The organism is Rathayibacter sp. Leaf248 (genome assembly GCF_920939495.1).
In the GTDB taxonomy this organism is placed as follows: domain Bacteria; phylum Actinomycetota; class Actinomycetes; order Actinomycetales; family Microbacteriaceae; genus Rathayibacter; species Rathayibacter caricis.
Window position 1 is genome coordinate 887423 of record NZ_CAKLAV010000002.1, and the last position, 26691, is coordinate 914113.

Here is a 26691-nt window from a genome sequence, read left to right on the forward strand (position 1 = left end):
CCCCGCTAGAGCCGGTCCTCGACCGTGGCGATCAGCGCCGGTCGGTCCTCGCGCAGGATCGAGGATCCCCCACCGGGGACGCTGCGCACCTCGATGCCGTGGCCCGAGAGCACGCCGGCGAGCGACGGATGCGCGATCGGGTCCTCCGGGAGCACCGCGAGCGTCGGCACCACGACGATGTCCGGGGCGTCGGCGGCACCGCGTGCGGTGAGTCCGGCGGCGGACGCCGGATCCCAGAGCCGGTGCGCCGAGACGTCGAGCTCGATCTGCTCGTCCGTCCAGATCGGGTGGCGGCGCCGCAGCTCGCCGGCGTCGCCCTTCTCGACCTTCGTCAGGGAGCGGGAGCCGCGCAGAGCGGCGGCCGGCCCGCGGGAGTCGGAGAAGGCTGGGTCGAGCAGGATCACGCGCTCCGGCCGGTACTCGTCCGCCAGTCGAGCCGCGACGACCGCGCCGAGGCCGTGCCCGATGATCAGGTCCGGGGTCTGCAGCACCGAGCCGCGCACGTCCGACGCCCAGCGCTCCGGCGAGTAGGCGGTCGATTTCGGCGACCCGCCGTGCCCCGCGAGATCCGGAGCGATCACCCGGTAGCCGTGCTCGTGCAGCGTCGGCACGAGGGCGTACCAGGTGCGCGAGTCCGAGGCGAGTCCGTGCAGGAGGAGCGCCACCCGGTCGCCCTCGCCGCCGTAGTCGCGGACGTGCAGCTCGAGCGGCTCGTAGGTGCCGGCGGTCAGCGCGCGCTTGCGCTCGGCGCGGGTCGGCTCGATCACCAGGGCGTTGCCGAAGACCTGCGGGGCGGGACCGAAGGCGTCCCGGGCGTTCTGGACGACCTTCCGGCCGAGCATCGCGTTGCCGACGCCTCCGATGGCCGCGCCCACGCCGAAGGGCATGGCGCGTCCGACCAGGCCCGCACCCTGCTGCGTGAGGAAGTGCCGGGTGAAGGAGCGCTTCGCGCGATCGGCGAGCTCCCCGACGAGGAACGAGGGGAGCCCCTTGGTGACCACCGAGCCCCAGTACTGGGTGAGGCCCGCGCCGCCCGCGGCCTGCCCGGCGACCTGGCGCACGAGCTCGCTCCCGGAGGAGCCCATCATCAGCGTGAGGACGAGGGCGCGGGCGCGCTCCGGGTCCTCGAGCCGGATGCCGTGCACCTCGGTGACCGACTGCGCGAAGAGGGCGCTCGCCTCGAGGAACCCGACGGCGCCGGCGCCCGAGAGCGCCACGGAGGCGGCGGTGCCGATGCCGGGGACGACGGCCGTCGCTCCGATGGCAGCCCCGCCGGCCGCGACGCTCGAGAGGTACTGCCGCTCGAGCGAGGTGATGAGCTGCTCCGGGCTCGCATCCGGCCGGCGGCGGCGCAGCGCCCGGATGTTCGCGAGCACGGCCGGCCGCTGCACGGCGAGCACCCGATCGAGGAGCTTCGCGAACTGCGCGGGGTCGACCGCTCCGGGCTCCGACTTCTCGATGTCCCGGCCGCGGTCCTTCGGCGCCATGTGCTGCAACTCCTGCGTCGTCCGGATGCCGATCGCTCGGCTCCGTCGTCAGTCGGCGGGAGTCGGCGGCTTCGGCGCGTAGTCCTCAGCGTAACGCGCGAGCACCTGATCGATCGGTGCATCCAGCACCAGGGAGCCCTTGTCCAGGTAGAGCCCGCGGGTGCAGAAGCGGCGGAGGTCGCGCTCGTTGTGCGAGACGAAGAACAGCGTGCGCCCGGCCGCCAGGAGCTCCTCGATGCGGGCGTAGCACTTCTCGCGGAAGGCCTTGTCGCCGACCGCGAGCACCTCGTCGACGAGGATGATCGGCTCCTCGAGCCGCGAGACGACCGAGAACGCGATGCGGACCTTCATGCCGCTCGAGAGGTGCTTGTAGGGGGTGTCGAGGAAGTCCTGGATCTCGGCGAACTCGATGATCGAGTCGAAGCTCTCGTCGACCTCGCGCCGCGACATGCCGTGCAGACCCGCCGTGAGGTAGACGTTCTCGCGCACGCTCAGATCGGCGACGAACCCGCCGGTGATCTCGATCAGCGGAGCGACTCCGCCGCGCACCTCGACGACGCCCTCGTCGGGCAGCACCACTCCCGCGACGAGCTTCAGGAGGGTCGACTTGCCCTGGCCGTTGCGGCCCACGACCCCGATGGCCTCGCCCCGCCGCACCTCGACGTCCAGACCGCGCAGGGCCCAGAACTCGCCGGGGCGCGAGCGGCGCGCGCGGCCGGCGAAGAGGTCCTTGAAGGAGCGGGTGCCCCGGCGGTTGCGCCGGAACCGGATCCCGAGACCGCGGCACGCGATGACGACCGGCTGCTGATCGGGGGAGGACGTCGAGGTCATCACAGCTCCTTCAGCACGGCGCGCTCGGAGCGGCGGAACACGATCAGGCCGACGACGAGCAGGAGCACCGAGATCAGGGCCGAGGTGAGGATCAGCGGCACGTCGAGCTCGCTCGCGAAGAAGGTGGAGCGGTAGAGCGCGAAGATCCCGCTCAGCGGGTTGAGCGCGGCCCACGGCTGGATCTCGACCGGCAGGTTGTCGGTCGAGTAGATGATCGGCGACGCGTAGAAGAGGAAGCGCAGCACGAGCTTGATGACGCGCTCGAGGTCGCGGAAGAAGACGACCAGCGGAGCGACCAGGAGCCCGACGCCGAGCGTCAGCACCCCCTGCAGGAGGATCGCCACCGGGAACAGCAGGACGGCCCACGTCACCTCCGCCCCGGCGACGACCGCGAACAGCACCAGCACGGGGATGCTCGCGACGAACTCGATCCCCTTCGACAGCACGATGCGTCCGACCCAGATTGTGCGGGGGATCGACGTCGAGCGGACGAGCTTCGCCTCCTTGAGGAACGCGCGCGTCGCGTCCGAGGTGGCCTGGTTGAACCACATCCAGGGCAGGAGCCCGGCGAGGAGGAAGACGATGTACGGGTCCTCGCCGACCGAGCGGTCGAAGACGACGGTGAAGACGAAGTAGTAGATGCCCGACATCACCAGCGGGTCGAGGATCGACCAGAAGTAGCCGAGAGCGCTGGTCGCGTAGCGGACGGTCAGGTCGCGGCGGGTGAGCAGCCAGAGGGAGTGGCGGTAGCGCCAGCCCGACGAGCGCCGGTGCCTGTCGGCGACCGCGGTGCTCGTGCCGCCGGCGGTGCTCGTGCCGTCCGCTCTGCTCACTGCGCGCGACTCCTCACCCGGCTCGGATCGAGCCGGGGAGGATCCGGGCGTCAGACGAAGAGGTTCGCGCGCTCGAGGTCCTCGGCGAAGTCCACCTCGACGGCGTAGAGGTCGGAGATGTCCATCGGCTCGACGAGCAGTCGGTCCTGCTCGATCGCCAACTCTATGCCACGCTCGAAGTAGTCCTGGGCGTCGACCCGGGCGAGCTGGCGGATGAGCGCGGGCTTGTCGGCCGCCGAGACGTAGTTGATGCCGACGGCCTCGCCGAGACCGCCGCGGACGGTCTTCGAGAGCTCCTCGATGTATCCCTCGGCGCTCGTCGTGTACTTGACCTCCTCGTCCGAGACCTTCGCGGTGTTCACCGTGACGAAGGACGCGTCCTTCGCGATGAGGGCCGCGGCGCGGTCGAGGATGCGCGGGTCGAAGACCACGTCGCCGTTCATCCAGAGCACGCCGCCCTGGCCCGAGGCCTGGAGGGCGCGGAGCAGGCTCTTCGAGGTGTTGGTCTGGTCGTACTGCTCGTTGTAGACGAACGACGCCGACGGGAACGCCTCGATGATGTGCTCGAGCTTGTAGCCGACCACGATGCTCACGGGCACCGAGGTGCCGAACGCGTGGTGGATGTTGTCGAACTGCTGCTGCATGATCGTGCGGCCGTCGCTGAGCGGCGTGAGCGGCTTCGGGAGGGAGCGGCCGAGGCGGCTGCCCATGCCGGCGGCGAGGATCACGACGGTGGCGGGCGTGCTGCTCGTGCTGCTCGCCTGGCCCCGGTTCGTTCCGTTGTTCGTCATCGTCTGCTCGTCTCCTCGAATTAACCGCTGCGTATCGATCTGATTGCTCCTCGGGTCGAGAGATAGTGTACAGTCCCCGCCCTCGAGGGCCAGGGTGGTTGACCTCGGCCGTGTCGGCGGGTGCGGCGCGGGCCCCGGCCGACCGCCGGTCGGGCTTGGTACCGTTGCCGGATGACGTCGACGAACGCCGAGGGGACCGAGCGCTCGCCGCGCCCCGCCGACCCGGAGGGCGCCGTCCGTCCCGATGCGCCCGCCGATCCGGCGCCCGAGGGGCACCCCGTCGTCTACGAGCTCCACGCCGTCACCCGGACCTTCGGCCGCACCGTCGCGGTCGACCGCATCGATCTCGCGGTCCGTGCCGGGACGTTCTACGGCATCATCGGCCCGAACGGCGCGGGCAAGACGACCACCCTCTCCATGATGACCGGGCTCCTGCGCCCCGACACCGGCCGCGTCCTCGTCCACGGCGTCGACGTCTGGAAGGACCCCGCGGCGGCCAAGAAGCTGATCGGCGTCCTGCCCGATCGCCTCCGCCTGTTCGACCGCCTGACCGGGGCGCAGTTCCTCTTCTACGCGGCGGCTCTCCGCGGGATCGACAGAGTCACCGCCAAGCAGCGGGCGCAGGAGCTCGCCGAAGCGCTGGGCCTGACGGACGCGCTCGAGCGCCTCATCTCGGACTACTCGGCCGGCATGGCCAAGAAGGTCGCCCTCGCCGGAGCGATGATCCACGCGCCGCGGGTGCTCGTCCTCGACGAGCCGTTCGAGTCCGTCGACCCCGTGTCCTCGGCGGCGGTGATCACCGTGCTCCGCCGCTTCGTCGCGGGCGGGGGCACCGTCGTGCTCTCGAGCCACGGGCTCGACTTCATCGAGCGCGTCTGCGACGACGTGGCCGTGATCGTCGGGGGCCGGGTGCTCGCCTCTGGAGCGGTGGAGGACGTCGCCGGGACCGTCACCCTCGAGGAGCGCTTCCTCGAGCTGGCGGGCGGCAAGCAGATCGCCGAGGGGCTGCAGTGGTTGCACGACTTCTCCAGCTGAGGCTCGACGTGCTGCTCGGGGCGTTCCGCTCCGGGCCGGCGCGCACCGCCGGGGTGCTCCTGGGGGTCGTCGTCGCGATCGCGGCCGCCGCGGGGATGCTCGCCGGTCTCGGCGCCCTGCGCGAGGATCCCGCCCTCGCGGCCGATGCGAGCATCGCGGTCGGCGCCCTCGTGACGGCCGGGTTCCTCGTGCTGCCCTTCCTCCTCGGTCCGCTGGATCCGATGGACCCGCGGGCGTTCCGGCTCTTCGGGATCCCCAGCGCCCGCCTGGCGGCCGCGCTCGCCCTCGCGGGGCTGATCTCGGTGCCGGTGCTGGCGCTGCTCGTGGTCGCTCTCGCGCTGGTGCCCGTGTTCGCCGGTGCAGGAGTCCTCGCGGTTCTCGGGCCCCTGGTCGCCGTCGCCACCGCGGTCCTCTGCGCGCGGATCGGTCTCGCCGCCTCGGCGGCGCTGGTCCCCTCGCGCACCGCCCGCGAGCTCCTCGCGATCCTGGGCCTCGTGCTGCTCCTGGCGGTCCCCGCGGTGCTGGTCGTCGTCACCGGACTCGACTGGGGCGGGGCCGGGACGCGCGCTCTCGACTCCCTCGCGTCGGCGCTCGGCGCGACTCCGCTCGGTGCCGCGTGGGCGATCGCTCCGAGCGCGGTCGCGGGCGATCCCGCCGGTCCGCTCGTCGTCGCCCTGCTCACGCTCGCCGCCCTCGGCGGGCTCTGGTGGCTGCTCGTGCGCTTGCTCGTCGAGCGGCCCGAGCGCACCCACCGTCCGGCGCGGGGACTGCGCCTGGGCTGGTTCGACGTCCTCGGCGCCTCGCCCGCCGGAGCGGTCGCCGCCCGCAGCATCACCTACTGGATCCGGGATCCGCGGTATCAGGCGTCACTCGTCGCCGTGCCGGTGCTGCCCGTCGTCGTGATCGTGCTGCTGGCCGTCGTCCAGGTGCCGTTCCCGCTGCTGTCGCTCCTCCCGGTGCCGCTGGTGGTGCTCTTCCTCGGCTGGTTCCTGCACAACGACGTCGCCTACGACGGCTCGGCGTTCTGGCTGCACGTGGCGGCCGGAGTGAGCGGGCGCGCCGACCGCCTCGGCCGCGCGTTCCCGACGCTCCTGCTCGGCCTCCCCGTCGTGGTGCTCGGCTCGCTGGTGTCGAGCGCCACCTCGGGGCTCGACGGTGCACTCCCCGTCCTGCTCGCCGCCAACACCTGCCTTTTGCTGGTGCCGGCCGGAGTGGCGAGCGCCGTGTCCGCGCGGCTCGCGTACCCCGCCCCGCGGCCGGGCGACAGCCCGTTCGTGCAGCCGCAGGCACCGGGAGCCAGCGGAGCCGGGCCGCAGGCGCTGGCGTTCGGGCTCGGACTCCTGCTGGCCGCACCCGCCGTGGTGCTGGCGATCCGCGCGCTCTTCCTCGATCCGGAGGCGGCGTCGGCCGCGGTGCTGACGGGCTTCGGCAGCGCCGTGGTCGTCTTCGTCCTCGGCGTGCTTGTCGGCGGATGGCTCTTCGACCGCCGGGCCGCCGAGCTGGTCTCGTTCACGAGCCGGTACTGAGCCCGGCTGCGAGTCCTCCCGACCCCCGAGCCCGCGGTCGTCCGCGCGTAGGATCGAGGGCATGACGACCCGCCCCGAGAACAGCAGCACCGACCCTCTCGAGGGAGGCGGAGGAACCGCCACCCTCGACCGCGAGCTCGAGGAGCTCCTCAATCAGGAGACGATCGAGCCGGGAGACCACGAGCGGTTCTCCCACTACGTGCAGAAGGACAAGATCCTCGAGAGCGCCCTCACCGGCAAGCCGGTCAAGGCGCTCTGCGGCAAGAAGTGGCTGCCGGGACGCGACCCGGAGAAGTTCCCGGTGTGCCCCTCGTGCAAGGAGATCTACGCGCGGATGAAGTGATCCGCGGGGCCCGTGCCGCCGTCGGCGGTGCGGGCCCTCACGCGTAGCGCGTCGGGATGACCGGGTCGCCCCGGCCCAGGCGCAGCGCGTCGAGGGGCAGCTCCGCCACTGCCGATGCCCGGTGCTCGCGCGCCGCGGCCGTGCCGGCGGCTCCGAGCGCCTCGCCCAGGATCTCGCCGCTCTCCACGAGCGGCACGAGCAGCGGACGCTCTCCTGCTCCGACGCCGCCCTCCGGTCCTGCGCCCACGTGCACGACCTCCTCCTCGGCCACTCCGTCCGAGAGCAGCCGGCCCGCCGCCTTGCGGCCGCCGATCGAGGCCTTCGAGGCCGACTTCTTCGCGACGGCGACCCACTCGCCCGCGTCGTCCTCGTGGGCGACGAGCTTGTAGACCATGCCCGCCGTCGGGTGACCGGATCCCGTTGCGACCGAGGTGCCGACGCCGTAGGAGTCGACGGGGGACGCGGCGAGGCCGGCGATGCCGTACTCGTCGAGGTCGTTCGTCACGGTGATCCTCGTGCCCGTGGCCCCCAGGGCGTCGAGCTGCGCGCGCACGGCGGCCACCTGCTGCGGCAGATCGCCGGAGTCGATCCTCACCGCGCCGAGTCCTGTTCCGGCCACGCGCACGGCCAGGTCCACCGCGGCGGTGACGTCGTAGGTGTCGACGAGGAGCGTGGTGCCGGGGCCGAGGGCCGCGACCTGCGCGCGGAACGCGTCCTCCTCCGAGTCGTGCAGCAGCGTGAACGCGTGCGCGGAGGTGCCCATCGTCGGCACGCCCCAGCTGCGGCCCGCCTCGAGGTTGGAGGTGGCACCGAAGCCGGCGATGTACGCGGCGCGCGCGGCGGCGACGGCCGAGCGCTCACCAGCCCGTCGCGAGCCCATCTCGGCGAGCGGGCGGCCGTCGGCGGCCGAGACCATGCGGGCGGCGGCGCTCGCGACGGCGCTGTCGTGGTTGAGCACCGAGAGCGCGAGCGTCTCGAGCAGCACGCCCTCGGCGAAGGGCGCCTCGACGATCAGGACGGGGGAGCCCGGCAGGTAGACCTCGCCCTCGCGGTAGCCCCAGACGTCGCCGGTGAAGCGGTAGTCGGCCAGCCAGTCGAGGGTGCGGGAGTCGACCACGCGGTTCTCGCGCAGCCAGTCGAGCTCGGGCTCGCCGAACCGGAAGCGCGAGACGAGCTCGAGCAGCCGCCCGGTGCCGGCGAGGATCCCGTACCGCCGGCCGGCAGGCAGGCTCCGGGCGAAGACCTCGAACATGCACCGCCGATCGGCCGTGCCGCTGCCGAGGGCGCCCTCGACCATCGTGAGCTCGTACCGGTCGGTGAGGAAGGCGGTCGCGTCCATGCCCGCAGTCTTCCACGAGGCGGACGGAGCGCGGAGGGGGCTCGCGGGCGCGGCTGGGGCGGCGGGCTCGCGACGCCGCGGAGGGTCGCGGGTAGGCTGGTCGATCGTGACCGACGCGCCCCTGGGAATCTTCGACTCCGGTGTCGGCGGCCTCACGGTGGCCCGGTCGATCATCGACCAGCTGCAGAACGAGTCGATCGTCTACCTCGGCGACACCGCGCACTCGCCCTACGGCCCGAAGCCCCTGGCCGACGTCCGCGCCTACGCCCTCGACACGCTCGACACCCTCGTCGACCAGGGGGCGAAGCTGCTCGTCATCGCCTGCAACACCGCGTCGGCGGCCATGATGCGGGATGCGCGCGAGCGGTACACGATCGGCCGCGGCATCCCGGTGGTCGAGGTGATCCAGCCTGCTGTGCGCAGCGCCGTGCGCGACACGCGCAACCGCCGCGTCGGCGTCATCGGTACCGTCGGAACGATCCGCTCCCGGGCCTACGACGACGCGTTCGTCGCCGCTCCCGATCTCGAGCTCGTGACCGCGGCCTGCCCGCGCTTCGTCGAGTTCGTCGAGGCGGGAGTCACGTGGAGCGACGAGCTGCTCGCCGTCGCCGAGGAGTACCTCGCGCCGATGAAGGCCGCGGGCGTCGACACGCTCGTCCTCGGCTGCACGCACTACCCGCTGCTCCGCGGCGCGATCGCCTACGTGATGGGGCCGGACGTCCGCCTCGTCTCGAGCGCCGAAGAAACCGCGCTCGACGTCTACCGCACGCTCGTCGCCCACGGCCTGCAGCGGACCGCCCCCGGACCGCCGACCTACCGGTGGGAGGAGACGGGCTCGAGCGACTTCGTCCGCCTCGCCCGCCGCTTCCTCGGCCCCGAGGTCTCGAGCGTCGACCTCGTCGAGACCGGCACCATCAACCTGCGCGAGCTGGACCAGTCCGCGCCCCATCGAGGGAGAAGCCAGTGACCGACACCACCCCGAAGGCCGTCGTCCGCAAGGACGGCCGCGCACCCGACGAACTGCGCACCGTGACCATCGAGCGCGGCTGGAGCACGCAGGCCGAGGGCTCGGCCCTGGTGTCGTTCGGGAACACGAAAGTGCTCTGCACCGCGTCGTTCACCAACGGGGTGCCGCGCTGGCTGCAGGGCAAGGGGAAGGGCTGGGTGACCGCGGAGTACGCGATGCTGCCCCGCTCCACCAACTCCCGGATGGACCGCGAGTCGATCAAGGGCAAGGTCGGCGGGCGCACCCACGAGATCTCCCGCCTGATCGGCCGCAGCCTCCGCGCCGTCGTCGACATGAAGGCGCTGGGCGAGAACACCCTCGTCATCGACTGCGACGTGCTCCAGGCCGACGGAGGCACCCGCACCGCCGCGATCACCGGCGCCTACGTGGCCATGGTCGACGCGATCGAGTGGGCCCGGGGCAAGAAGTACATCGGGCAGAAGGCGGTGCCGTTGATCGACAGCCTCTCGGCCGTCTCCGTCGGCATCATCGACGGCGTGCCGATGCTCGACCTCGCCTACGTCGAGGACGTGCGCGCCGAGACCGACATGAACGTGGTCGTCACCGGCCGCGGGCTCTTCGTCGAGGTGCAGGGCACCGCCGAGGGCGCCCCGTTCGACCGCCGCGAGCTCGACGCCCTGCTCGACCTCGCCGTCTCCGGAGCGTCGGACCTCGCGCGCATCCAGGCCGCGGCGCTCGCCGGGGAGGCCGGCGCGTGAGCCTGGACCTCGTCCTCGCCACCCACAACCCGGGCAAGGTCGAGGAGTTCCGCGCCATGCTCGCCGAGTCCCTGCCGGGCGTCGGCGTCCGCGCCTACGACGGTCCGGAGCCGGTCGAGGACGGGGTGACCTTCGCCGAGAACGCTCTGATCAAGGCGCGCGCCGCTGCCGCGCACACGGGCCTCGTGGCGCTCGCCGACGACTCCGGGATCCGGGTGGACGTCCTCGGCGGCTCTCCCGGCATCTTCTCGGCGCGCTGGTCGGGCACGCCGCACGACGCCGTCGCGAACCTGGAGCTCCTGCTCGCCCAGATCGCCGACGTGCACGAGGAGCACCGCGGGGCGCACTTCGTCTGCACCATCGCCCTCGTCGTCCCGGACCGGGTGCTCGCCGGCGGTCAGGAGATCGTCGTCGAGGGGCGGTGGCCCGGCGCGATCGCCGTCGCCCCGCGCGGGACGAACGGGCACGGCTACGACCCCGTGTTCCTCCCCGAGGGGTCCGACCGCACGGCGGCCGAGCTCTCGCCCGAGGAGAAGAACGCGGCGAGCCACCGCGCGCGGGCGTTCACCGCTCTGCGCGGGGAGCTGACGGAGCTGGCGGCGCGCCTGGCCTGAGGGCCGGGCGACCCGACGGCCGGGCGACCCGACGGGCTCAGTGCTCGCGGCCGCCGTGCGCGCGGCGCTCGTCGTCGAGCGTCGCCGGGTCGAGGACGAGCGCGCTCGCCTCGGCCGCGTCGGTCTCAGGATCGACGGAATGCCTGGCCTTGCGCTGCTGCTGGAAGAAGTGGAACAGCGTCGGCACGATCGCGAGCACGACCGCTCCGATCAGGATGACGTCGATGTAGTGCGACACGAAGTCGGCCACCGGCGGGATGAACGCGAGCAGCCAGCCCAGGAGGGTCACTCCGCTGCCCCAGATTAGCGCGCCGATCAGGTTGTAGAGGCTGTACTTCTTGTAGTTCATGTGCGCGACGCCCGCGGCGATCGGCGCGAAGGTCCGCACGATCGGGACGAAGCGCGCGAGGATCACGGCGAGCCCGCCGAAGCGCTCGAAGAAGGCGTTGGTGCGGCGCACGTTCTCGACGCTGAAGAAGCCCGACTCCTTGCGCTCGAAGATGCGCGGACCGGCCTTGTGCCCGATCAGGTAGCCGACCTCGCCGCCGACGAACGCCGAGAAGCCGATGGCCAGGCAGATGATCCAGATCGGGACACCGAGCCCGCCGTTCGAGGCGTTCTCGTGCGCGAGGAGGCCCGTGATGACGAGCAGGGTGTCGCCCGGGAAGAGGAAGCCGATCAGCAGCCCGGTCTCGGCGAAGACGATCAGGCAGACCACGAGGACGCCCCACGGCCCGAACGAGGTGAGGATCGTCTCCGGGTCGAGCCAGGGGATCAGGGCGGCGTGGTTCAACAGGTCTCCAGTCGTCTGCAGTGCCGTGGGGCCGGGAGGCGGTCGGGCGGCGTGACAGCGCACAGCGTACCGGTCGACTCCTCACGCGAGCCGTGGATCCGCGACCGGTCGGCACAGGGTCCGCGACCGGCGGACGGGACGACGACGTGGTGCGGAAGGAGGGACTCGAACCCTCACGCCTCTCGGCACAGGAACCTAAATCCTGCGTGTCTGCCATTCCACCACTCCCGCGGGTGCCGCTCCAGTGTAGGAGGGGAGCGCCGCGGCTCAGTGGCCCGGGCGGCGGTGCGGCAGGTACCGCGGGATCCAGCGGGCAAGCGCTCCCGCGCCGACGAGGCCGAAGACTCCGATCGCCCCGGCTGCGAACGGGAGGGAGACCGCCGCGGTGAGCGCCGAGACGACGATCGGAGCCGTCGCGTTGCCGACGTCGCCCGTGAAGCGGAATGCGCCGAGGAACGGGGCGGGGTCCTCGCGCGGCGCCAGGTCGGCTCCGATGGTCATGAGGATGCCCGAGCCGATGCCGTTCGCCACCGCCAGGACGCACGCCACGGCGATGAACCACGGCACGGGGTCGCCGGCGAGGAGGGTGAACGCCAGGACCACGTGTCCGACCCCCAGTCCGATCATCGAGGGGATCGCCGTCGCGCCGCGGCCGAAGCGGTCCATCAGCTGCCCGCCCGCGTAGAACAGGGCGAAGTCGAGCCCGCCGGCGATGCCGATGACGATGGCCGTGTCGGTCTCGCCCATCCCGATGCTGACCGCCCAGAGCGGCAGGATCACCGTGCGGCTCGCCCGGAGCGCGCCGATCATGGCGGCGCCGCTGCCCATCCGGGCGAGGACCCCGCGGTGCTGGCGGAGAGTGGCGACCAGGCCCTGCTGGGGCTCCGGCTCCGGAGCCTCCTCGACCGGGGCGGCCGAGCGGCGGAGGATCGTGGCCGGGTCCGGGACGAGGAGCAGCACCGCTACCGCCGCGACGCAGCAGACGATGTGGATCCAGAAGACGGACTCGACGGTGCCGGTCAGGTGCACCACTCCCGCCGACACGAACGGGCCGATCAGCCAGCCGGCGCGGAACGCCCCGGCGAGGGCGGACAGGGCGCGCGCCCGGTAGCCCACCGGCACGAAGGACGTCATGAACGCGTGCCGCGCCAGCGCGAACACGGCGGTCGCGACCCCGATCACGAACACGCCGACGGTCAGGCCCACCCACGAGGTCGACAGGAGGCAGATCACGAGACCGAGGATCGACGCGGCCGACGCGGCGAGCATCGCGCCGCGCTCGCCTATGCGCGAGACCACCCATCCGCTGGGCACGTCGCCCGCGAGCTCGCCGATCATGATCATGCCCGAGACCAGGCCCGCGATCGCCAGCGTCGCCCCGAGGTCGCTGGCCGCGACCGGCAGCAGCGGGATGATCGCACCCTCGCCGATCGAGAAGAGGAGGGTGGGGAGGAACGTCGACAAGAGGAGCGGCCCCACGGGGAACGGGCGCTCGGCGGGGACGGTCACCATCCCCAGCGTACGCGGGGGCCGCGGGTGGTCCCCGGTAGTCTGGGGGCACCATGCTGGACAACGACTTCACCGAGCAGATCACTGCTCTCCGCTCCACCTTCGACGACATCCGCGCCGTGATCGACGTCGATCGCCTCCGCACCCGCATCGCGGAGCTGAACGAGCAGGCCGGCGCCCCCGATCTCTGGGACGACACGGTCAACGCGCAGAAGGTCACGAGCGCGCTCAGCCACCGGCAGTCCGAGCTCGCGCGCATCACCTCGATCGAGCGCCGCCTCGACGACCTCGAGGTGCTCGTCGAGATGGCGAACGAGGCCGAGGACGCCGACTCCGAGCAGGAGGCGATCGCCGAGCTCGCCTCGCTGCAGAAGGTGATGGGCGAGCTCGAGGTCCAGACCCTGCTCGACGGCGAGTACGACGACCGCCCGGCAGTGGTCACCATCCGCGCCGGGGCCGGGGGCGTCGACGCCTCCGACTTCGCCGAGATGCTCATGCGCATGTACCTGCGCTGGGCCGAGAAGCACAAGTACTCCGCGACCGTGATGGACGCGAGCTACGCGGAGGAGGCGGGCATCAAGTCGGCCACCTTCCAGATCGACGCCCCCTACGCCTTCGGCACGCTGTCGGTCGAGGCCGGTACGCACCGCCTCGTCCGGATGAGCCCCTTCGGCGCCGCGGGCAAGCGCCAGACGTCCTTCGCGGCGGTCGAGGTCATCCCGCTGATGGAGGAGGCCGGAGCGATCGAGATCCCCGACAACGACATCCGCGTCGACGTCTTCCGCTCCTCGGGCCCCGGCGGCCAGTCGGTCAACACCACCGACTCCGCCGTCCGGCTGACCCACATCCCCACGGGCACGGTCGTCTCGATGCAGAACGAGAAGAGCCAGATCCAGAACCGCGCGGCCGCCATGCGCGTGCTGCAGTCGCGGCTCCTGCTGCTGCAGAAGGAGCAGGAGGCGGCCACCAAGAAGGAGCTCGCCGGGAACATCACGGCGAGCTGGGGCGACCAGATGCGCAGCTACGTGCTCGCTCCGTACCAGATGGTCAAGGACCTCCGGACGGACTACGAGGTCGGCACCCCTGCCCACGTCTTCGACGGCGACCTCGACGGCTTCATCGCCGCGGGGATCCGCTGGCGCAAGTCCGCCTGAGCCGCTCCGCAGCGCTCTCCCGGCCGCCTCGCCCGGCGCGCCGGGGGAGCCCGGCGGCGGCCGCCGGGGCATCGTCGCTTACCCTCGTATCGACATGATTCGCTTCGACAACGTCTCCAAGCAGTATCGCGGCGGCACGAGACCCGCCCTGAACGCCATCGACCTCGAGATCCTGCGAGGCGAGTTCGTCTTCCTCGTCGGCGCCTCCGGGTCCGGCAAGTCGAGCTGCCTCCGCCTGATCCTCAAGGAGGAGCGGCCCTCCTCGGGGTCGATCCACGTGCTCGGGCAGAACCTCGGCAAGATCTCCAGCCGCAAGGTCCCGTACTTCCGCCGCAACATGGGCGTGGTGTTCCAGGACTTCCGTCTGCTGCCCAACAAGTCGGTCTTCGACAACGTCGCGTTCAGCCTGCAGGTCATCGGCAAGTCCAAGGGCTTCATCCAGGAGGCCGTCCCGGACACCCTGAAGATGGTCGGCCTCGCCGGCAAGGCGTCGCGGCTGCCGCACGAGCTCTCGGGCGGCGAGCAGCAGCGCGTCGCCATCGCCCGCGCCGTCGTCAACAAGCCCGCCGTCCTGCTCGCCGACGAGCCCACCGGCAACCTCGACCCCACGACCAGCGCCGGCATCATGGCGCTCCTCGAGCGGATCAACGCCGGCGGCACGACCGTGATCATGGCCACGCACGAGGCCGGCATCGTCGACCAGATGAAGCGCCGCGTCATCGAGCTCTCGGCGGGCAGCATCGTCCGCGACGAGAGCCAGGGCGGCTACGGCCAGACCGAGAGCATCACCGTCGTGCACGACGGAGTGGTCGTGGTCGCGGCCGACGACCACCCCGCCGTCGAGCCGGTCGCCGAGCCCGTCGCCGCCCCCGTGCTGATCGACGGCGAGCTCGCTCCCGCCGAGGTGCCGGAGGTGGACCTGCAGCGCAGCGCCGCACCCGTGGAGCCCGAGGCCGCCTCGCGCACCGGGTCGTTCCTCCGCCCGCGCCTGTCGCAGACCGCCGCGCAGCCCGTCGTGCCCGAGGGGCGCCGCTCCGCTGCCGCGCCGGATCCGGCGCCTGCCGCTCCGGCGGCCGAGGAGTCGACCCCCGCACCCGCCCCCGCCGAGCCGGAGGCGCCCGCCGCCCCGCGCGTCGAGCTCCAGAGTCAGACCGGTCCGATCTACCTCCCCGCCGACACGGGCACTCTGCCCGAGGAGTCCCTCGCGGCCCGCCTGGGCCTGCGCGCGCACGCGGGAGAAGGCGACGAGACCGGCGACGACCAGCAGAACGTAGGACCCGTCAAGTGAGAATGGCACTCATCTGGTCGGAGGTCGCGAGCGGCCTCCGACGCAACGTCTCCATGGTCGTCTCGGTGATCCTGGTGACCTTCATCTCCCTCACCTTCGTCGGCACGGCGATCCTGCTGCAGATGCAGATCGGCCAGATGAAGAACTTCTGGTACGACAAGGCCCAGGTCGCGGTGTACATGTGCACCGCCACCTCCGGCGGCTCGAACTGCAGCGGCTCCGACGCGACGCAGGAGCAGATCGACTCGGTCGAGACGCAGCTCGACGGCTCGACCCTCGCGCCCTACATCGACCGCTTCTACTTCGAGGACCACGACCAGGCGTACGCGAACTTCCAGGAGCAGTTCGCCGGGAACCCGGTCGCCGAGTACGTCACTCCGGACCTGCTGAACCAGACGTTCTGGATCAACCTGCAGGACCCGACGCAGTCGGACGTGCTCGTCGAGAGCCTCTCGAGCGTCTCGGGCGTGGAGAGCGTCACGGACCAGCGGCAGTACCTCGACCAGATCTTCTCGATCCTGAACGCGGCGAGCTACACGGCGATCGGGATCGCGGTGCTCATGCTCGTGGCGGCGGTTCTGCTGATCGCCACGACCATCCGGCTCTCGGCGTTCTCGCGCCGGAGGGAGCTCGGGATCATGCGCCTGGTGGGTGCGTCGAACCGCTTCATCCAGACCCCGTTCATCCTCGAGGGCGTGTTCGCCGCGCTGCTCGGCTCCCTGCTGGCGGGTGTGGCCGTGGTGGCGATCGTGCAGTTCTTCGTGCAGGGGTTCCTCGCCTACCGCATCCCGCTCACATCCTTCGTGGGCCTGGACGACGCGTTGATCGTGGTCCCGATCCTGGTGGTGGTCGGCGCGATCCTCGCGGCGATCGCCTCCAACGTCGCGATCGCCCGGTACCTGCGGGTCTGACCCGACGGCGCGCGTATACTGATGGGCTGCCCCGGACGGGGCGGCCCATCATCGCTCTCGGACGCAAGGAGCCGCCGTGCCCAGGGAACAGGGACAGAAGGTCGTCGCGACCAATCGCAAGGCGCGCCACGACTACCTCATCGAGGACACCTACGAGGCCGGCCTCGTGCTCACCGGCACCGAGGTCAAGTCGCTGCGCGCGGGGCGGGCGTCCCTCGTCGACGGCTACGCCTTCGTCGACGGCGGAGAGGCGTGGCTCGACGCGGTCCACATCAACGAGTGGGCGCAGGGCACCTGGACGAACCACCCGCCCCGCCGCAAGCGCAAGCTGCTGCTGCACAAGGCGCAGATCCTCAAGATCCACAACAAGGTGAAGGAGGGCGGGTACACGCTGATCCCGCTCTCGCTCTACTTCAGCGACGGCAAGGCCAAGGTCGAGCTCGCGGTCGCCAAGGGCAAGAAGGACTACGACAAGCGCCAGGTGCTCCGCGAGCGCCAGGACCGTCGCGAGGCCGACCGCGCCATGGCGACCCGCCGCCGCCTGGGGGAGTAGGCCGGGAGGGCGTCCGCGCGCAAGCCGGGTCACGGCTCGGCGCGTGCTGGAAGACTGGACGGTGTGACAGCCTCCGAGAGCTCCCCCGACGCACCGCTCACCGCCGCCGAGGAGAGGACCCGCTGGCGGGCCTTCGCCGTGGCGGTGTCGGTGGCGGCCTTCACGATCCTGGACCTCTCGAAGGTCAACGTCGGCCTGCCGTCGATCGAGAAGTCGCTCTCGGCGGACGCGAGTCAGCTGCAGCTGATCGTCGCGGGATACGCGCTCGCGTTCGGTCTCTCGCTCGTGCCGGCCGGACGCCTGGGCGACATCCGCTCGCGACGGCTGCTCTTCCTGATCGGCCTGACCGTCTTCACGCTGACGAGCCTGCTCTGCGCCGTCGCGCCGTCGATCGAGCTGCTCGTCGTCGCCCGCTTCCTGCAGGGGATCGCGGCGGGCATCCAGATGCCCCAGGTGCTGGGGCTCGTGCAGCAGCTCTTCACCGGTGCCGAGCGCGCCCGGGCGTTCGGCGTGTTCGGCGCGGTGATCGGCCTGTCGACGGCGTTCGGTCCGACGCTGGGCGGGCTGCTGATCGCGATCGGCGGCGAGCAGGACGGCTGGCGGCTGCTGTTCTGGATGAACATCCCGCTGGGCGTCGCCGCCCTGGTCCTCGCGTGGCGCCTCCTGCCGCGGGTGCAGCGGAAGTCGGCCGGGGACACCTCTCTCGACCCGGTCGGGCTGCTGCTGCTGGGTGTGGCGATCTTCGCCTTCATGCTCCCGTTCCTGCTGACCACCGGGGCGTCGAGCGATTCGCCGTACCGCTGGTTCTGGCTGGTGCTCGCGGTGGCGGCCGCCGCCGTGTTCGTGCGCTGGGAGTCGCACTACGCGTCGCTCGGGCGCACCCCGGTCATCGACTTCCGCATCTTCCGCACCAGCTCGTACCGCAACGGGATCCTCGTCGCGACGTCGTACTTCGCGGCCATCCCGGCGACGTTCCTCCTGACCACTCTGTTCCTCCAGCAGGGCCTCGGGCTCGCGCCGGTGTTCGCCGGCATGGTGAGCATCCCCTTCGCCCTCACCTCGGCGCTGACCGCCTGGTACGGCGGCAAGCTGGTGCAGACCTACGGCCGCGCCCTCGTCGTGCTGGGCATCGTGCTGGTGGTGGTCGGCTTCACGCTGGTGCTCCTGGCGGCCGAGCTGATGCCGGCCGACACGGCGGCGTACGGCATGGCCGCGGCGATGCTGGTCGCGGGAGCGGGCGGCGGGTTCGTCGTCTCGCCGAATCAGACGCTGACGCTGGCCGAGATCCCGCCGGAGCAGGGTGGAGTGGCGGGGTCGGTCGGGCAGCTCGGCCAGCGCCTCGGCACCGCGGTCGGCACGGCCTGCGCATCGGCCGTCTTCTTCGCGACGCTCGCCAGCGAGGCGGGCATGACCGAGGGTCTCGTGGCGTACCACGACGCGTTCCGGAACGGCTACTTCGTGACTCTCGGGCTGATCGCGCTCGCGCTGGTGCTCGGCCTGCTGGACCTCCGGCGTCGACGGGTGACGGCGCGCGCCGAGTCCTGACCCGCGGCCCCACGCGCTCGCAGGAGCGGCTAGAGTGGTTTTCTGCCACTGCGGTTCCACCCGCTCGCGGCAGCCGCCGCTCCCCTCGGGGAGCAGCGGATCCACAACTCGACAGTGTGCGACGACGACCCACTCCAGGGCGGTGCTTCCCAGCATCCGCACCGAGTGCTCGCGGGGATGATCGGTTTCGACATTGCCTGCGAAACTGCGAGAAGCGGGTCGAGGATTCAGGGTTATCTCGTTAACGATCTCTGAAAAACACAGGTGCCGAACAGAAGCGCACCGACTTCGCTCTCGCTGCCTAAGCAGAGTCGATAGTCCGTCAGCCCGTGGGTGCGTCCTCGCCCCGGATCCTGGCGTCATCTAGAGGACTTGCTGCGTCGTTACGCCTGAGGGCGACGCGGGACTCGAACTCGGGCTGGGCCCGTCGACCGATGCGTCAGTGGTAACGGTCGGGGCCGAGTAGAACGCTTTCACTGGCTACACCCGTAGAAGGCGCAGAATCACAGCGATGGACGGGGGTTCAATTCCCCCCATCTCCACCACCGGTCGTCGTCGCACACGTCGAGCAGACAGAAGCCCCGCTCCCGAGAGGGAGGCGGGGCTTCTGCGCGTCAGGCGCCGCTCACTCCGGCCGCACATCGAGCTGGCGCAGTCGACCGTAGAGCGTCAGCAGCTCCACGCGGTCGGCCTCCTCCCGCGCGGGTCCTGCGAGCGTCACGGGCGCGGCCCACGAGCGGTACAGCTCGGTGGGCGTCAGCGCGGCGGCGGCGGTCCCGGGCGGGTAGTCCGAGTGCCCGCGGACGGGCAGCTCGGCGAAGGCGTCCGGGAGGACCCTGGCGAGGGCCTCGATCAGCGGGCGCAGCCGCTCGGAGCGCTCCGCGTCGACCGTGAGGGTCACGGCGTTCATCGCGGCGAGGGCGGCGGAGACGTGCTCGACCGTGTGGGCGTCGTCGCACTCCTCCGTCACGAGCAGCGAGACGATGCCGCGGGCCTTCAGCCAGCCCAGCGTCGCGGCGTCGGCGTCGCCGTGCACGGACAGGACCTTGTCCGAGGCGACGGTGTAGTCGCGCAGCACGGCGGCCCAGTCGGAGTGGCCGCCCTCCTCGAGGGCGTCGGCGGCGGCGATGAGCGCCGTCTCGTGGCGGATGCGGTCGAAGAGAGTGTCCGCGGGCGCGAAGTCCCGCTCGGTGACGGAGCGCCGTTCGGGTGGATCGGCGCTGGTCTCGTGCTGCATGGACGACTCCTCGTCGCTCGTCCGGCGCCCCCCGGGCCGTTCTCGGGTGCCTTCACAGTGCGCCGACTGCTGGCGCGTGTCAACGGGTCCGGGGCAGGGATTGACGGTCGGCGGCGGCCGCACAGCGTCGTCAGCGGGCGGCGCCGAAGAGCGTGCCGGCGGCCGGTCCCGTGGTGGGATCGAACACGGCGCAGAGGATCGTGCGATCGCCGTGCCTCCAGCTCGCCTCGGAGGGCACGATGCTGCGGTACTCCAGCGCGGAGGCGCCGTTCGCGACGCCGATCGCGGCCGGGAACTCCAGGTCGCACGCGGCCTTAGCCTGAGCGAGGAGGGTGTTCCGGCTCGTGTAGTCGTCACCGGGTTGCTCGAAGGCGTGGAACACCTCGAGGTCGTGCACGTCGGCGCACGGCACGAGTTCGACGTCGGCGAGGCGGGAGCCGTCGGGGGCGAGGAGGCAGTCGCCCCTCCGCACCGAGAAGGCGTCGACGACGCCCGCCGTCACCACTGCTCCGGCCTCGTCCCGGACGGCGTCGGGGGAATCGGACCCGACGACCGAGGAGCAGGAGGCGAGCGCCAGGACGAGGGCCGCGCCGGCGACAAGGCAGAGGCGGCGCCTCATCGGGCCGCCACGATGGCGAGGATCTCGTCGTGCAGGACGCCGTTCGTCGCCAGCGAGCTGCCGTGCCACGGCCCGGCCTCGCCGTCGGCCGAGGTGAAGCGGCCGCCGGCCTCCTCGACGATCGGCACGAGGGCCGCGAGGTCGTAGGGCTTCACGTCGAACTCGCCCGCGCCGTCGAGCAGGCCCTCGGCGACGAGCATGTACGCCCAGGCGTCGCCGTACGCGCGGTCGCGCCAGACGCCGCGCGCCAGCTCGAGCAGCTGATCGAGGCGGCCGGCGCCGTCCCACTGCTGGATGCTGTTGTAGCTGAAGGTCGCGTCGGCCAGGTCGGCGATGCCCGAGACCCGGATCCGGCGCGGCTGCTGCACCGCCGGGGCGGCCAGGACGCCGCGCAGCTCGCCCGGCAGCTCGATCCGGCCCACGGCTCCGGTGCTCTCGTCCGTCCACGCGCCGGAGCCCTTCGCGGCCCACCAGCGCTTGCCGAGGGCGGGCGCCGAGACGACGCCGACGACGGGGACCCCGTCGACCGCGAGGGCGATGAGCGTGGCCCAGATCGGCACGCCGCGGAGGAAGTGGGCCGTGCCGTCGATCGGATCGAGGATCCACTGGCGGGACGCGTCACCCGAGGTGCCGAACTCCTCGCCCAGGATCGAGTCCTCGGGCCGCTCCTCGCCGAGGATCCCGCGGATCGTCTCCTCGACCGCGCGGTCGGCGTCGGTGACCGGGGTGCGGTCGGGCTTGGTGGTCACGACAAGGTCCCTCGCGAGGAACCGCTCGCTCGAGACGGCGTCGGCCGCGTCGGCGAGGCGGAGGGCGAGGCGGAGGTCGTCGTCGAGGCTCGGAGTCACGGCTCCACGATACTGAGCGGGTCCGTCGCGGGCGTCTCGGGCCGGGTGCGCCCCGCCGTCGCCGCGTCGATTTGACGAGACGGGGGGAGCCACTGCTAATGTGATTCCTCGGTTCGGAAAGCATGTTTCCTCCGGACCACGGCAGCATCGCCACGCACCTCTAGCTCAATCGGCAGAGCAACTGACTCTTAATCAGTGGGTTCTCGGTTCAAGTCCGAGGGGGTGCACCACCCGAGACGCCCGCCCCTCCGGCGGGCGTTTCGTCGTTCCGGGGCGCGGTCGCCCCACGCGCGAGCGGTTCGTCCCGATCCTGGGACGCCCTGCCGCACCTCGCACCCGCCTGGGCATCCGCACGACGTCGCCCCGGCGCTCCCAAGCGCGCGGCTCGTCCGTGGAAGGCTGGGCCGCTCGCTCGCCCCCTCCTCCCCGACGAAAGGACCGACGTGCCCGAAGACGTCCTCCCCGAGATCGGCGGCATCGCACTCGCGGTCGCCGTCGCCGTGGTGATCGCCGTGGTCGTGACCGCCGTGGTCGCCCTCGCGATCCGCATGATCGGCAAGCGCAAGGTCTGGGCACGGCTGCTCATCCGCCGCGTCCGCATCCCGTTCCGCGTGCTCCTGCTGACGATCGCCGTCTGGATCGCGCTGGCCGCGATGGTGACCGGCGACGTCGCTCCCGAGCTCGTCGACCGGGTCTTCCAGATCGCGACGATCGGAGCGTCGGCCTGGCTGGTCGGCGCGCTCTTCGTGTTCCTGGAGGATCTGGGCGCCGAGCGCTACCGCACCGACACCGTCGACAACCGCCGGGCCCGCCGCCTGCGGACCCAGATGACGATCATCCGGCGCGTCGCAGTGGCCGCCGTCGTGGTCGTGGCCATCGGAGCCGCGCTGCTGACCTTCCCGCAGGCGCGCACCGCGGGAGCGAGCCTTTTGGCCTCGGCGGGTGTGCTCTCGATCGTGGCGGGCCTCGCCGCGCAGTCGAGCCTCACGAACATCTTCGCCGGGGTGCAGCTGGCCTTCAGCGATGCGATCCGACTCGACGACGTCGTGATCGTCGAGGGCGAGTGGGGGCGGATCGAGGAGATCACGCTGACCTACGTCGTGGTGCACCTCTGGGACGACCGCCGCCTCGTGCTGCCGACGAACTACTTCACCACCCAGCCGTTCCAGAACTGGACCCGCACCGGCTCCGAGCTGCTCGGAGCGGTCGAGCTCGATCTCGACTGGCGCGTGCGCCCGGACGAGATGCGCGAGGAGCTGCACCGGATCCTCGAGCAGACCGACCTCTGGGACCAGCGCGTCAGCGTCCTCCAGGTGACCGACGCGGTCGGCGGCTTCGTGCGGATCCGGGTCCTCGTCACCGCGAAGGACGCGCCGACGCTGTTCGACCTCCGCTGCTACGTGCGCGAGCGGCTCGTGCAGTGGCTGCACGAGAGCGACCCGGTCGCCCTGCCCCGCCAGCGCGTCGAGATGGAGCGGCAGGAGGCCGGAGCGAACGGCGCGGCCCGGCCGACGCCGCCGCGCCAGCACGCGACTCCGGACAACCTGTTCTCGGGGGACGCCGCGTCGAACGAGCGCGGCGCGCTGTTCACCGGGCTGATCGACCTGCGCGAGACCCGCCGGCCCGACTGAGGCGAGCGGAGGCCGCCTTCCGCAGGCGGCCTCCGCTGCCGGTCAGCGTCCGATCGAGGACATGTCGGCGTAGCGCTCGCCCACCGGCGGCTCGATGGCCGTGAGCGCCGCGAGCTGCTGCCCGGTCAGGACCAGCGCATCCGCCGCCGCGTTCTCCTCGATCCGCGACACGCGCTTCGTGCCGGGGATCGGCGCGATGTCGTCGCCCTGCGCGAGCAGCCACGCGAGCGCGACCTGCGCCGACGTGGCGCCGACCTCGGCCGCGACCCGGTCGACCTCCTCCACGATGCGGATGTTCGCCTCGAGGTTGCCGTCCGCGAAGCGGGGGTTGGAGCGGCGGAAGTCGTCGTCGCCCAGCGCGTCGACGGAGCGGATGGCTCCGGTCAGGAAGCCGCGTCCCAGCGGCGAGTAGGGCACGAAGCCGATGCCGAGCTCGCGCAGCAGCGGCAGCACCTCGGATTCGGGGTCGCGCGTCCAGAGCGAGTACTCGGACTGCACGGCCGTGACGGGATGCACGGCGTGGGCCCGGCGGATCGTCGCGGGCGCCGCCTCCGACAGTCCGTAGGCCCGGATCTTGCCCTCCTGGATCAGCTCGGCGAAGGCGCCGGCCGTCTCCTCGATCGGCACGCCCGGGTCCATCCGGTGCTGGTAGTAGAGGTCGATCCGGTCGGTGCCGAGGCGCTGCAGCGATCCCTCGACCGCGAGGCGGAGGTTCTCGGGGGAGCCGTCGAGGCCGCGCTCGCCGGAGCCGCGGTGCTGGATCATGCCGAACTTGCTGGCGATCACCACCTCGTCGCGACGGTCGGCGAGGGCGCGGCCGACGAGCTCCTCGTTGGTGAACGGGCCGTAGATCTCGGCGGTGTCGATGAAGACGACGCCGAGGTCGACGGCGCGGTGCAGGGTGCGGATCGACTCCGCGTCGTCGGTTCCGGCGCCGGAGTAGAAGGCGGACATGCCCATGGCGCCGAGGCCGAGGCGGGAGACGTCGAGGGCGGTTCCGGGGTCGCCGGCGCCGAGGGTGATCTTCTTCACGAGGTGGTCCTCTCCTGGTAGGCCGCGATCTTGATGTCGATCGCGGCGAGACTGCGGTGGGTCCGCGCGAGCTGCTCCTCGACCTCGGCGCGGTGCGCCCGGAGGAGGGCGAGCCGTTCGGGCTCGCTCGCGGGACCGATCCTGAGCAGGCCCGCGTACTCGCGGATGCGCGCGATCGGCATCCCCGTGGCGCGGAGCTTGGTCAGGAAGTCCACCCAGCCGACGTCCGAGGGGCTGTAGCGCCGGTGCCGCGACGACGCCCGCTCGACGCGCTCGAGCATGAGCCCGACGCGCTCGTAGTAGCGCAGCGTGTGCACGGTGAGACCGGTCGCCGCGGCGACCTCCGAGATCGACAGCACGTCGGCGGCGGGCGCCTCGGCGAGGGGGGTGGTGGACATGGCGTCACCCTAGGACTTCGAGCGCGCTCGAAGTCAAGCAGCCCCGGATCTGCGCCCGCTCAGCGCTCCGCCGTCAGGAACCCGGTCAGCGCCTCGGCCAGCTGCGCATCCGACTCCTCGTGGCCGATCGACGCGACGCCGTCGCCCGGCTGCGGGCCGTACCAGCCGAAGGCGGCGTGGTTCGCGCCCTCGATCTCGACGGACTCCGCGGAGGCGGGCAGCAGGTCGCGGGCGGCGGCGACCTTCGCGGGGGTGCTCAGTCCGTCCTCCGATCCGCTGACGCTGAGGACGGGGAGGCCGCTCTCCGAGAGGTCGTTCGCACAGTAGCTGCCCAGCAGCACGAGGCCGGCGACGTCGTCGCCTCCCGCCCACTGGCAGGCCTTCACGCCGCCGAGGGAGTGACCGCCGACGAACCACTCGTCGACCCCCTCCGCCTGGTCGGTGAAGCTCTCGAGCGAACGGAGGTCGAAGAAGGCGAGGTTGAGGACCGGGCGCGTGATGACGACCGTGACGCCCTCCGCCACGAGCGGGGCGAGGGTCGCCTCGTACGACTCCGCATCGACCTTGGCGCCCGGCACGAAGACGAGACCCTCGCCCGACGCGCCGCCGGTCGGAGTCATCACGATCGCGGAGTCGGTGCGCTCGACGCCCACTCCGGGCTCGGCTCGCACGCGCTCGAGGGCCGCCTCGTCCGGCCCGAGGACGATCGAGGACCAGGTGAGGAAGCCGAGCACGGCGACCGCGAGCAGCCCGCCCAGCGCGAGCAGCACGATCCGGAGCGGCCGGCGCCGACGCGCGCTCATCGGCTCGCCGCGATCGCGTCGGCGGCCTGCACGAGAGCGAGGTGCGAGAGCGCCTGCGGAGTGTTGCCGGCGTGGCGGCGGTTCTCGACGTCGTACTCCTCCGACAGCAGGCCCACGTCGTTCGCGAGCGACACCAGCCGGTCCATCAGCGTCCGCGCGTCGTCGAGGCGCCCCGAGGAGGCGTACTGCCGGACGAGCCAGAACGAGCAGGCGAGGAACGGGTGCTCGCCGCCCGGCAGGCCGTCGACCGAGGACTCGGTGCGGTAGCGGTGCAGGAGCCCCTCATGCAGGAGCACGCGCTCCATCTCGGCCACGGTGCCGGTCATCCGCGGATCGTCGGCGTCGACGTAGCCGACCATCGGCAGCACGAGGAGCGACGCATCGACCTCCGTCGATCCGTAGGACTGCACGAAGTGACCGCGCTCGGCGTCGAAGCCCAGCGCGTCGATCTCGGCGCGCACCTCGTCGCGCAGCGCCTCCCAGGTCTCGACCGGGCCGTCGAGGCCGTGCTCGCGGACCGCCCGCACGCCGCGGTCGAGTGCGGCCCAGATCATGACCCGGGAGTGCGTGAAGTGGCGGGGCTCGCCGCGGATCTCCCAGATGCCGTTGTCGGGTCGCTGCCAGTTCTCCTCGACGAAGCCGAGCAGGGCGCGCTGGAGAGGCCACGAGAACCGGTTCTCGTCGACACCCGCGGTGCGCGCCTCGTGCAGCGCGACCATGACCTCGCCGATGACGTCGGCCTGGTACTGGTCGACCGCCGCGTTGCCGATCCGCACGGGCGAGGCACCGTCGTAGCCGGGCAGGCTCGGCATCGTGCGCTCCGCGAGGTCCCGCTCGCCCGCGATGCCGTACATGATCTGCACGTCGGCCGGATCGCCCGCCACCGCGCGGAGCAGCCAGGCGCGCCACTTCTGCGCCTCCTGCTCGAAGCCGTGAGCGAGCAGCGCCTGCAGGGTGAGCGCGGCGTCGCGGAGCCAGACGTAGCGGTAGTCCCAGTTGCGACTGCCGCCGAACTCCTCCGGGAGCGACGTGGTCGCGGCGGCGACGATGCCGCCCGTCTGGTCGTCGGTGAGGGCGCGGAGGGTGAGCAGGGAGCGCACGACCGCCTCGCGGTACGGGCCGTCGTAGCGGATCGATCCGGCCCACTCCGACCACCAGGCCAGCGTGCTCTCGAGGGCCCGATCGACGTCGAGGGCCTTGGGGGAGCGGTGGTGGGAGGGGAACCAGGCCATCGAGAGATCGGTGACGGCACCCGCGGCGACGTCGAACTCGGCGCTGTGGACGTGGTCGGTCGCCGTCAGCCGCACACCGCGGACGACGACCGCGTCCGGCCCTGCCACGGCGACCAGCAGCGGAGCCTCGTCCGTGCCCTCCTGGCGCACCCACGGCACGACCCGCGCGTAGTCGAAACGGAGGCGCAGCTCCTGCCGCATCCGCACCGTGCCCGAGACGCCGCGCACCCGGCGCACGAGCTCGGCCCGGTCGTCCCGCAACGGCATCACGTCGGTGACCTCCACCACTCCGCTCGACGTCGTCCACCGGGTGAGCAGGGCGAGCGTGTCGCCGAGATAGCGGCGCTCGACGCGGGCGTCGGGATCGACCGGCCGCAGGGACCAGCGCCCCTGCTCGTCGCCGCCCAGCAGGGCGCCGAAGACGGACGGGGAGTCGAAGCGCGGGAGGCAGAGCCAGTCGATGCCGCCGTCGCGGGAGACGAGAGCGGCGGTGCGGCAGTCGGAGAGGACCGCGTAGTCCTCGATCGGGGAGACCATGCACGGATCCTCTCAGCACGAGCCGGGCACTCCCCGTCAAGGCGGAGCGTCGGTCCTCACCCGCGCCGTAGGGTGAG

At 71.9% G+C, this 26691-nt stretch carries 26 protein-coding genes, 2 tRNA genes and 1 other RNA gene; 14 read left to right on the top strand and 15 right to left on the bottom strand.

Features of this window, described 5'->3' with window-relative positions; translation table 11 throughout:
- Positions 1 to 5: 5 nt before the first annotated feature.
- The 4 genes from LRG51_RS17140 to LRG51_RS17155 form a co-directional block, all read right to left on the bottom strand.
- Complete coding sequence (locus LRG51_RS17140) at positions 6 to 1487, bottom strand: alpha/beta hydrolase (protein WP_230673936.1); 1482 nt, start codon at positions 1485 to 1487, stop codon at positions 6 to 8.
- 48 nt (positions 1488 to 1535) lie between these two features.
- Positions 1536 to 2318 carry an ABC transporter ATP-binding protein gene (locus tag LRG51_RS17145; RefSeq protein ID WP_230673939.1) on the bottom strand — a complete coding sequence of 261 codons (783 nt, stop codon included), beginning with the start codon at positions 2316 to 2318 and terminating at the stop codon, positions 1536 to 1538.
- On the bottom strand, positions 2318 to 3049 hold the full coding sequence (locus LRG51_RS17150) for an ABC transporter permease (protein WP_230674088.1): 732 nt from the start codon (positions 3047 to 3049) through the stop codon (positions 2318 to 2320). Before LRG51_RS17150 ends, LRG51_RS17145 begins: the two co-directional genes overlap by 1 nt.
- 152 nt (positions 3050 to 3201) lie before the next feature.
- Positions 3202 to 3942 carry a phosphocholine cytidylyltransferase family protein gene (locus LRG51_RS17155; protein WP_077222987.1) on the bottom strand — a complete coding sequence of 247 codons (741 nt, stop codon included), beginning with the start codon at positions 3940 to 3942 and terminating at the stop codon, positions 3202 to 3204.
- Positions 3943 to 4113: 171 nt separating this feature from the next.
- Here LRG51_RS17155 and LRG51_RS17160 point away from each other — a divergent pair, with 171 nt between their 5' ends.
- The 3 genes from LRG51_RS17160 to LRG51_RS17170 all read left to right on the top strand — a co-directional run bounded on the left by LRG51_RS17160 (position 4114) and on the right by LRG51_RS17170 (position 6846).
- On the top strand, positions 4114 to 4977 hold the full coding sequence (locus LRG51_RS17160) for an ABC transporter ATP-binding protein (RefSeq protein WP_230673941.1): 864 nt from the start codon (positions 4114 to 4116) through the stop codon (positions 4975 to 4977).
- Positions 4953 to 6503 (top strand): ABC transporter permease, encoded by a 1551-nt coding sequence (locus tag LRG51_RS17165; protein WP_230673943.1) that lies wholly within the window; start codon positions 4953 to 4955, stop codon positions 6501 to 6503. Before LRG51_RS17160 ends, LRG51_RS17165 begins: the two co-directional genes overlap by 25 nt.
- A 61-nt stretch (positions 6504 to 6564) precedes the next feature.
- The gene (locus tag LRG51_RS17170) at positions 6565 to 6846 is read left to right on the top strand and encodes a DUF3039 domain-containing protein (protein WP_055793615.1); all 282 of its coding nucleotides are present in this window, start codon (positions 6565 to 6567) and stop codon (positions 6844 to 6846) included.
- A gap of 37 nt (positions 6847 to 6883) precedes the next feature.
- Here the strand turns inward: LRG51_RS17170 and LRG51_RS17175 are convergent, their stop codons facing one another.
- Complete coding sequence (locus tag LRG51_RS17175; RefSeq protein ID WP_056867688.1) at positions 6884 to 8185, bottom strand: nicotinate phosphoribosyltransferase; 1302 nt, start codon at positions 8183 to 8185, stop codon at positions 6884 to 6886.
- A gap of 106 nt (positions 8186 to 8291) precedes the next feature.
- Here LRG51_RS17175 and murI point away from each other — a divergent pair, with 106 nt between their 5' ends.
- Genes murI through rdgB form a run of 3 tightly spaced genes read left to right on the top strand, consistent with a single transcriptional unit; the run spans position 8292 to position 10524 of the window.
- On the top strand, positions 8292 to 9152 hold the full coding sequence (murI, locus tag LRG51_RS17180; RefSeq protein WP_055793611.1) for a glutamate racemase: 861 nt from the start codon (positions 8292 to 8294) through the stop codon (positions 9150 to 9152).
- Complete coding sequence (rph, locus tag LRG51_RS17185) at positions 9149 to 9910, top strand: ribonuclease PH (protein ID WP_055793609.1); 762 nt, start codon at positions 9149 to 9151, stop codon at positions 9908 to 9910. The genes murI and rph overlap by 4 nt, the downstream gene beginning before the upstream one ends.
- The gene (rdgB, locus tag LRG51_RS17190; protein WP_055793607.1) at positions 9907 to 10524 is read left to right on the top strand and encodes an RdgB/HAM1 family non-canonical purine NTP pyrophosphatase; all 618 of its coding nucleotides are present in this window, start codon (positions 9907 to 9909) and stop codon (positions 10522 to 10524) included. Before rph ends, rdgB begins: the two co-directional genes overlap by 4 nt.
- Positions 10525 to 10561: 37 nt before the next feature.
- On the opposite strand, the gene LRG51_RS17195 is transcribed toward rdgB, so the two are convergent.
- The 3 genes from LRG51_RS17195 to LRG51_RS17205 form a co-directional block, all read right to left on the bottom strand.
- Complete coding sequence (locus LRG51_RS17195; protein ID WP_055793930.1) at positions 10562 to 11320, bottom strand: DedA family protein; 759 nt, start codon at positions 11318 to 11320, stop codon at positions 10562 to 10564.
- A gap of 144 nt (positions 11321 to 11464) precedes the next feature.
- A tRNA-Leu gene (locus LRG51_RS17200) sits at positions 11465 to 11548 on the bottom strand.
- Positions 11549 to 11584: 36 nt separating this feature from the next.
- Positions 11585 to 12829: an MFS transporter gene (locus LRG51_RS17205; protein ID WP_230673944.1), complete on the bottom strand. Its 1245-nt coding sequence runs from the start codon at positions 12827 to 12829 to the stop codon at positions 11585 to 11587.
- A 50-nt stretch (positions 12830 to 12879) separates the two neighbouring features.
- On the opposite strand from LRG51_RS17205, the gene prfB reads away from it, so the two are divergent.
- The 6 genes from prfB to ssrA all read left to right on the top strand — a co-directional run bounded on the left by prfB (position 12880) and on the right by ssrA (position 18822).
- Positions 12880 to 13980, top strand: coding sequence for a peptide chain release factor 2 (gene prfB / locus LRG51_RS17210; protein WP_055793603.1), 1101 nt, complete (start codon positions 12880 to 12882; stop codon positions 13978 to 13980).
- A gap of 94 nt (positions 13981 to 14074) precedes the next feature.
- On the top strand, positions 14075 to 15268 hold the full coding sequence (gene ftsE, locus LRG51_RS17215) for a cell division ATP-binding protein FtsE (protein WP_230673946.1): 1194 nt from the start codon (positions 14075 to 14077) through the stop codon (positions 15266 to 15268).
- Positions 15265 to 16179, top strand: a complete 915-nt coding sequence (gene ftsX / locus LRG51_RS17220; RefSeq protein WP_055793599.1) for a permease-like cell division protein FtsX — start codon at positions 15265 to 15267, stop codon at positions 16177 to 16179. The genes ftsE and ftsX overlap by 4 nt, the downstream gene beginning before the upstream one ends.
- Positions 16180 to 16255: 76 nt before the next feature.
- A complete protein-coding gene (gene smpB / locus LRG51_RS17225; protein ID WP_055793597.1) occupies positions 16256 to 16732 on the top strand; it encodes an SsrA-binding protein SmpB in 477 nt (158 codons plus the stop codon).
- Positions 16733 to 16786: 54 nt separating this feature from the next.
- Positions 16787 to 18277 (top strand): MFS transporter, encoded by a 1491-nt coding sequence (locus LRG51_RS17230; RefSeq protein WP_279400141.1) that lies wholly within the window; start codon positions 16787 to 16789, stop codon positions 18275 to 18277.
- Between the two features lie 173 nt (positions 18278 to 18450).
- Positions 18451 to 18822, top strand: a transfer-messenger RNA (tmRNA) gene (gene ssrA, locus LRG51_RS17235).
- Positions 18823 to 18902: 80 nt separating this feature from the next.
- Here ssrA and LRG51_RS17240 read toward each other — a convergent pair.
- From LRG51_RS17240 to LRG51_RS17250, 3 genes are all read right to left on the bottom strand, one after another.
- Positions 18903 to 19514, bottom strand: coding sequence for a hypothetical protein (locus LRG51_RS17240; protein ID WP_055793596.1), 612 nt, complete (start codon positions 19512 to 19514; stop codon positions 18903 to 18905).
- A gap of 130 nt (positions 19515 to 19644) precedes the next feature.
- Positions 19645 to 20133 (bottom strand): septum formation family protein, encoded by a 489-nt coding sequence (locus LRG51_RS17245; RefSeq protein ID WP_230673951.1) that lies wholly within the window; start codon positions 20131 to 20133, stop codon positions 19645 to 19647.
- Complete coding sequence (locus tag LRG51_RS17250; RefSeq protein ID WP_230673954.1) at positions 20130 to 20981, bottom strand: inositol monophosphatase family protein; 852 nt, start codon at positions 20979 to 20981, stop codon at positions 20130 to 20132. The genes LRG51_RS17245 and LRG51_RS17250 overlap by 4 nt, the downstream gene beginning before the upstream one ends.
- 154 nt (positions 20982 to 21135) lie before the next feature.
- Here LRG51_RS17250 and LRG51_RS17255 point away from each other — a divergent pair.
- Positions 21136 to 21211 (top strand) — tRNA-Lys (locus LRG51_RS17255).
- Between the two features lie 213 nt (positions 21212 to 21424).
- Complete coding sequence (locus LRG51_RS17260; RefSeq protein WP_230673958.1) at positions 21425 to 22612, top strand: mechanosensitive ion channel family protein; 1188 nt, start codon at positions 21425 to 21427, stop codon at positions 22610 to 22612.
- Positions 22613 to 22654: 42 nt separating this feature from the next.
- On the opposite strand, the gene LRG51_RS17265 is transcribed toward LRG51_RS17260, so the two are convergent.
- The 4 genes from LRG51_RS17265 to LRG51_RS17280 are packed head-to-tail and all read right to left on the bottom strand — an operon-like array spanning position 22655 to position 26614.
- The gene (locus LRG51_RS17265) at positions 22655 to 23644 is read right to left on the bottom strand and encodes an aldo/keto reductase (RefSeq protein WP_055793589.1); all 990 of its coding nucleotides are present in this window, start codon (positions 23642 to 23644) and stop codon (positions 22655 to 22657) included.
- On the bottom strand, positions 23641 to 24042 hold the full coding sequence (locus LRG51_RS17270; protein WP_230673961.1) for a MerR family transcriptional regulator: 402 nt from the start codon (positions 24040 to 24042) through the stop codon (positions 23641 to 23643). Before LRG51_RS17270 ends, LRG51_RS17265 begins: the two co-directional genes overlap by 4 nt.
- A 59-nt stretch (positions 24043 to 24101) precedes the next feature.
- Positions 24102 to 24845: an alpha/beta hydrolase gene (locus LRG51_RS17275; protein WP_230673964.1), complete on the bottom strand. Its 744-nt coding sequence runs from the start codon at positions 24843 to 24845 to the stop codon at positions 24102 to 24104.
- A complete protein-coding gene (locus tag LRG51_RS17280) occupies positions 24842 to 26614 on the bottom strand; it encodes a glycoside hydrolase family 15 protein (protein WP_230673967.1) in 1773 nt (590 codons plus the stop codon). Before LRG51_RS17280 ends, LRG51_RS17275 begins: the two co-directional genes overlap by 4 nt.
- Between the last annotated feature and the right edge of the window lie 77 nt (positions 26615 to 26691).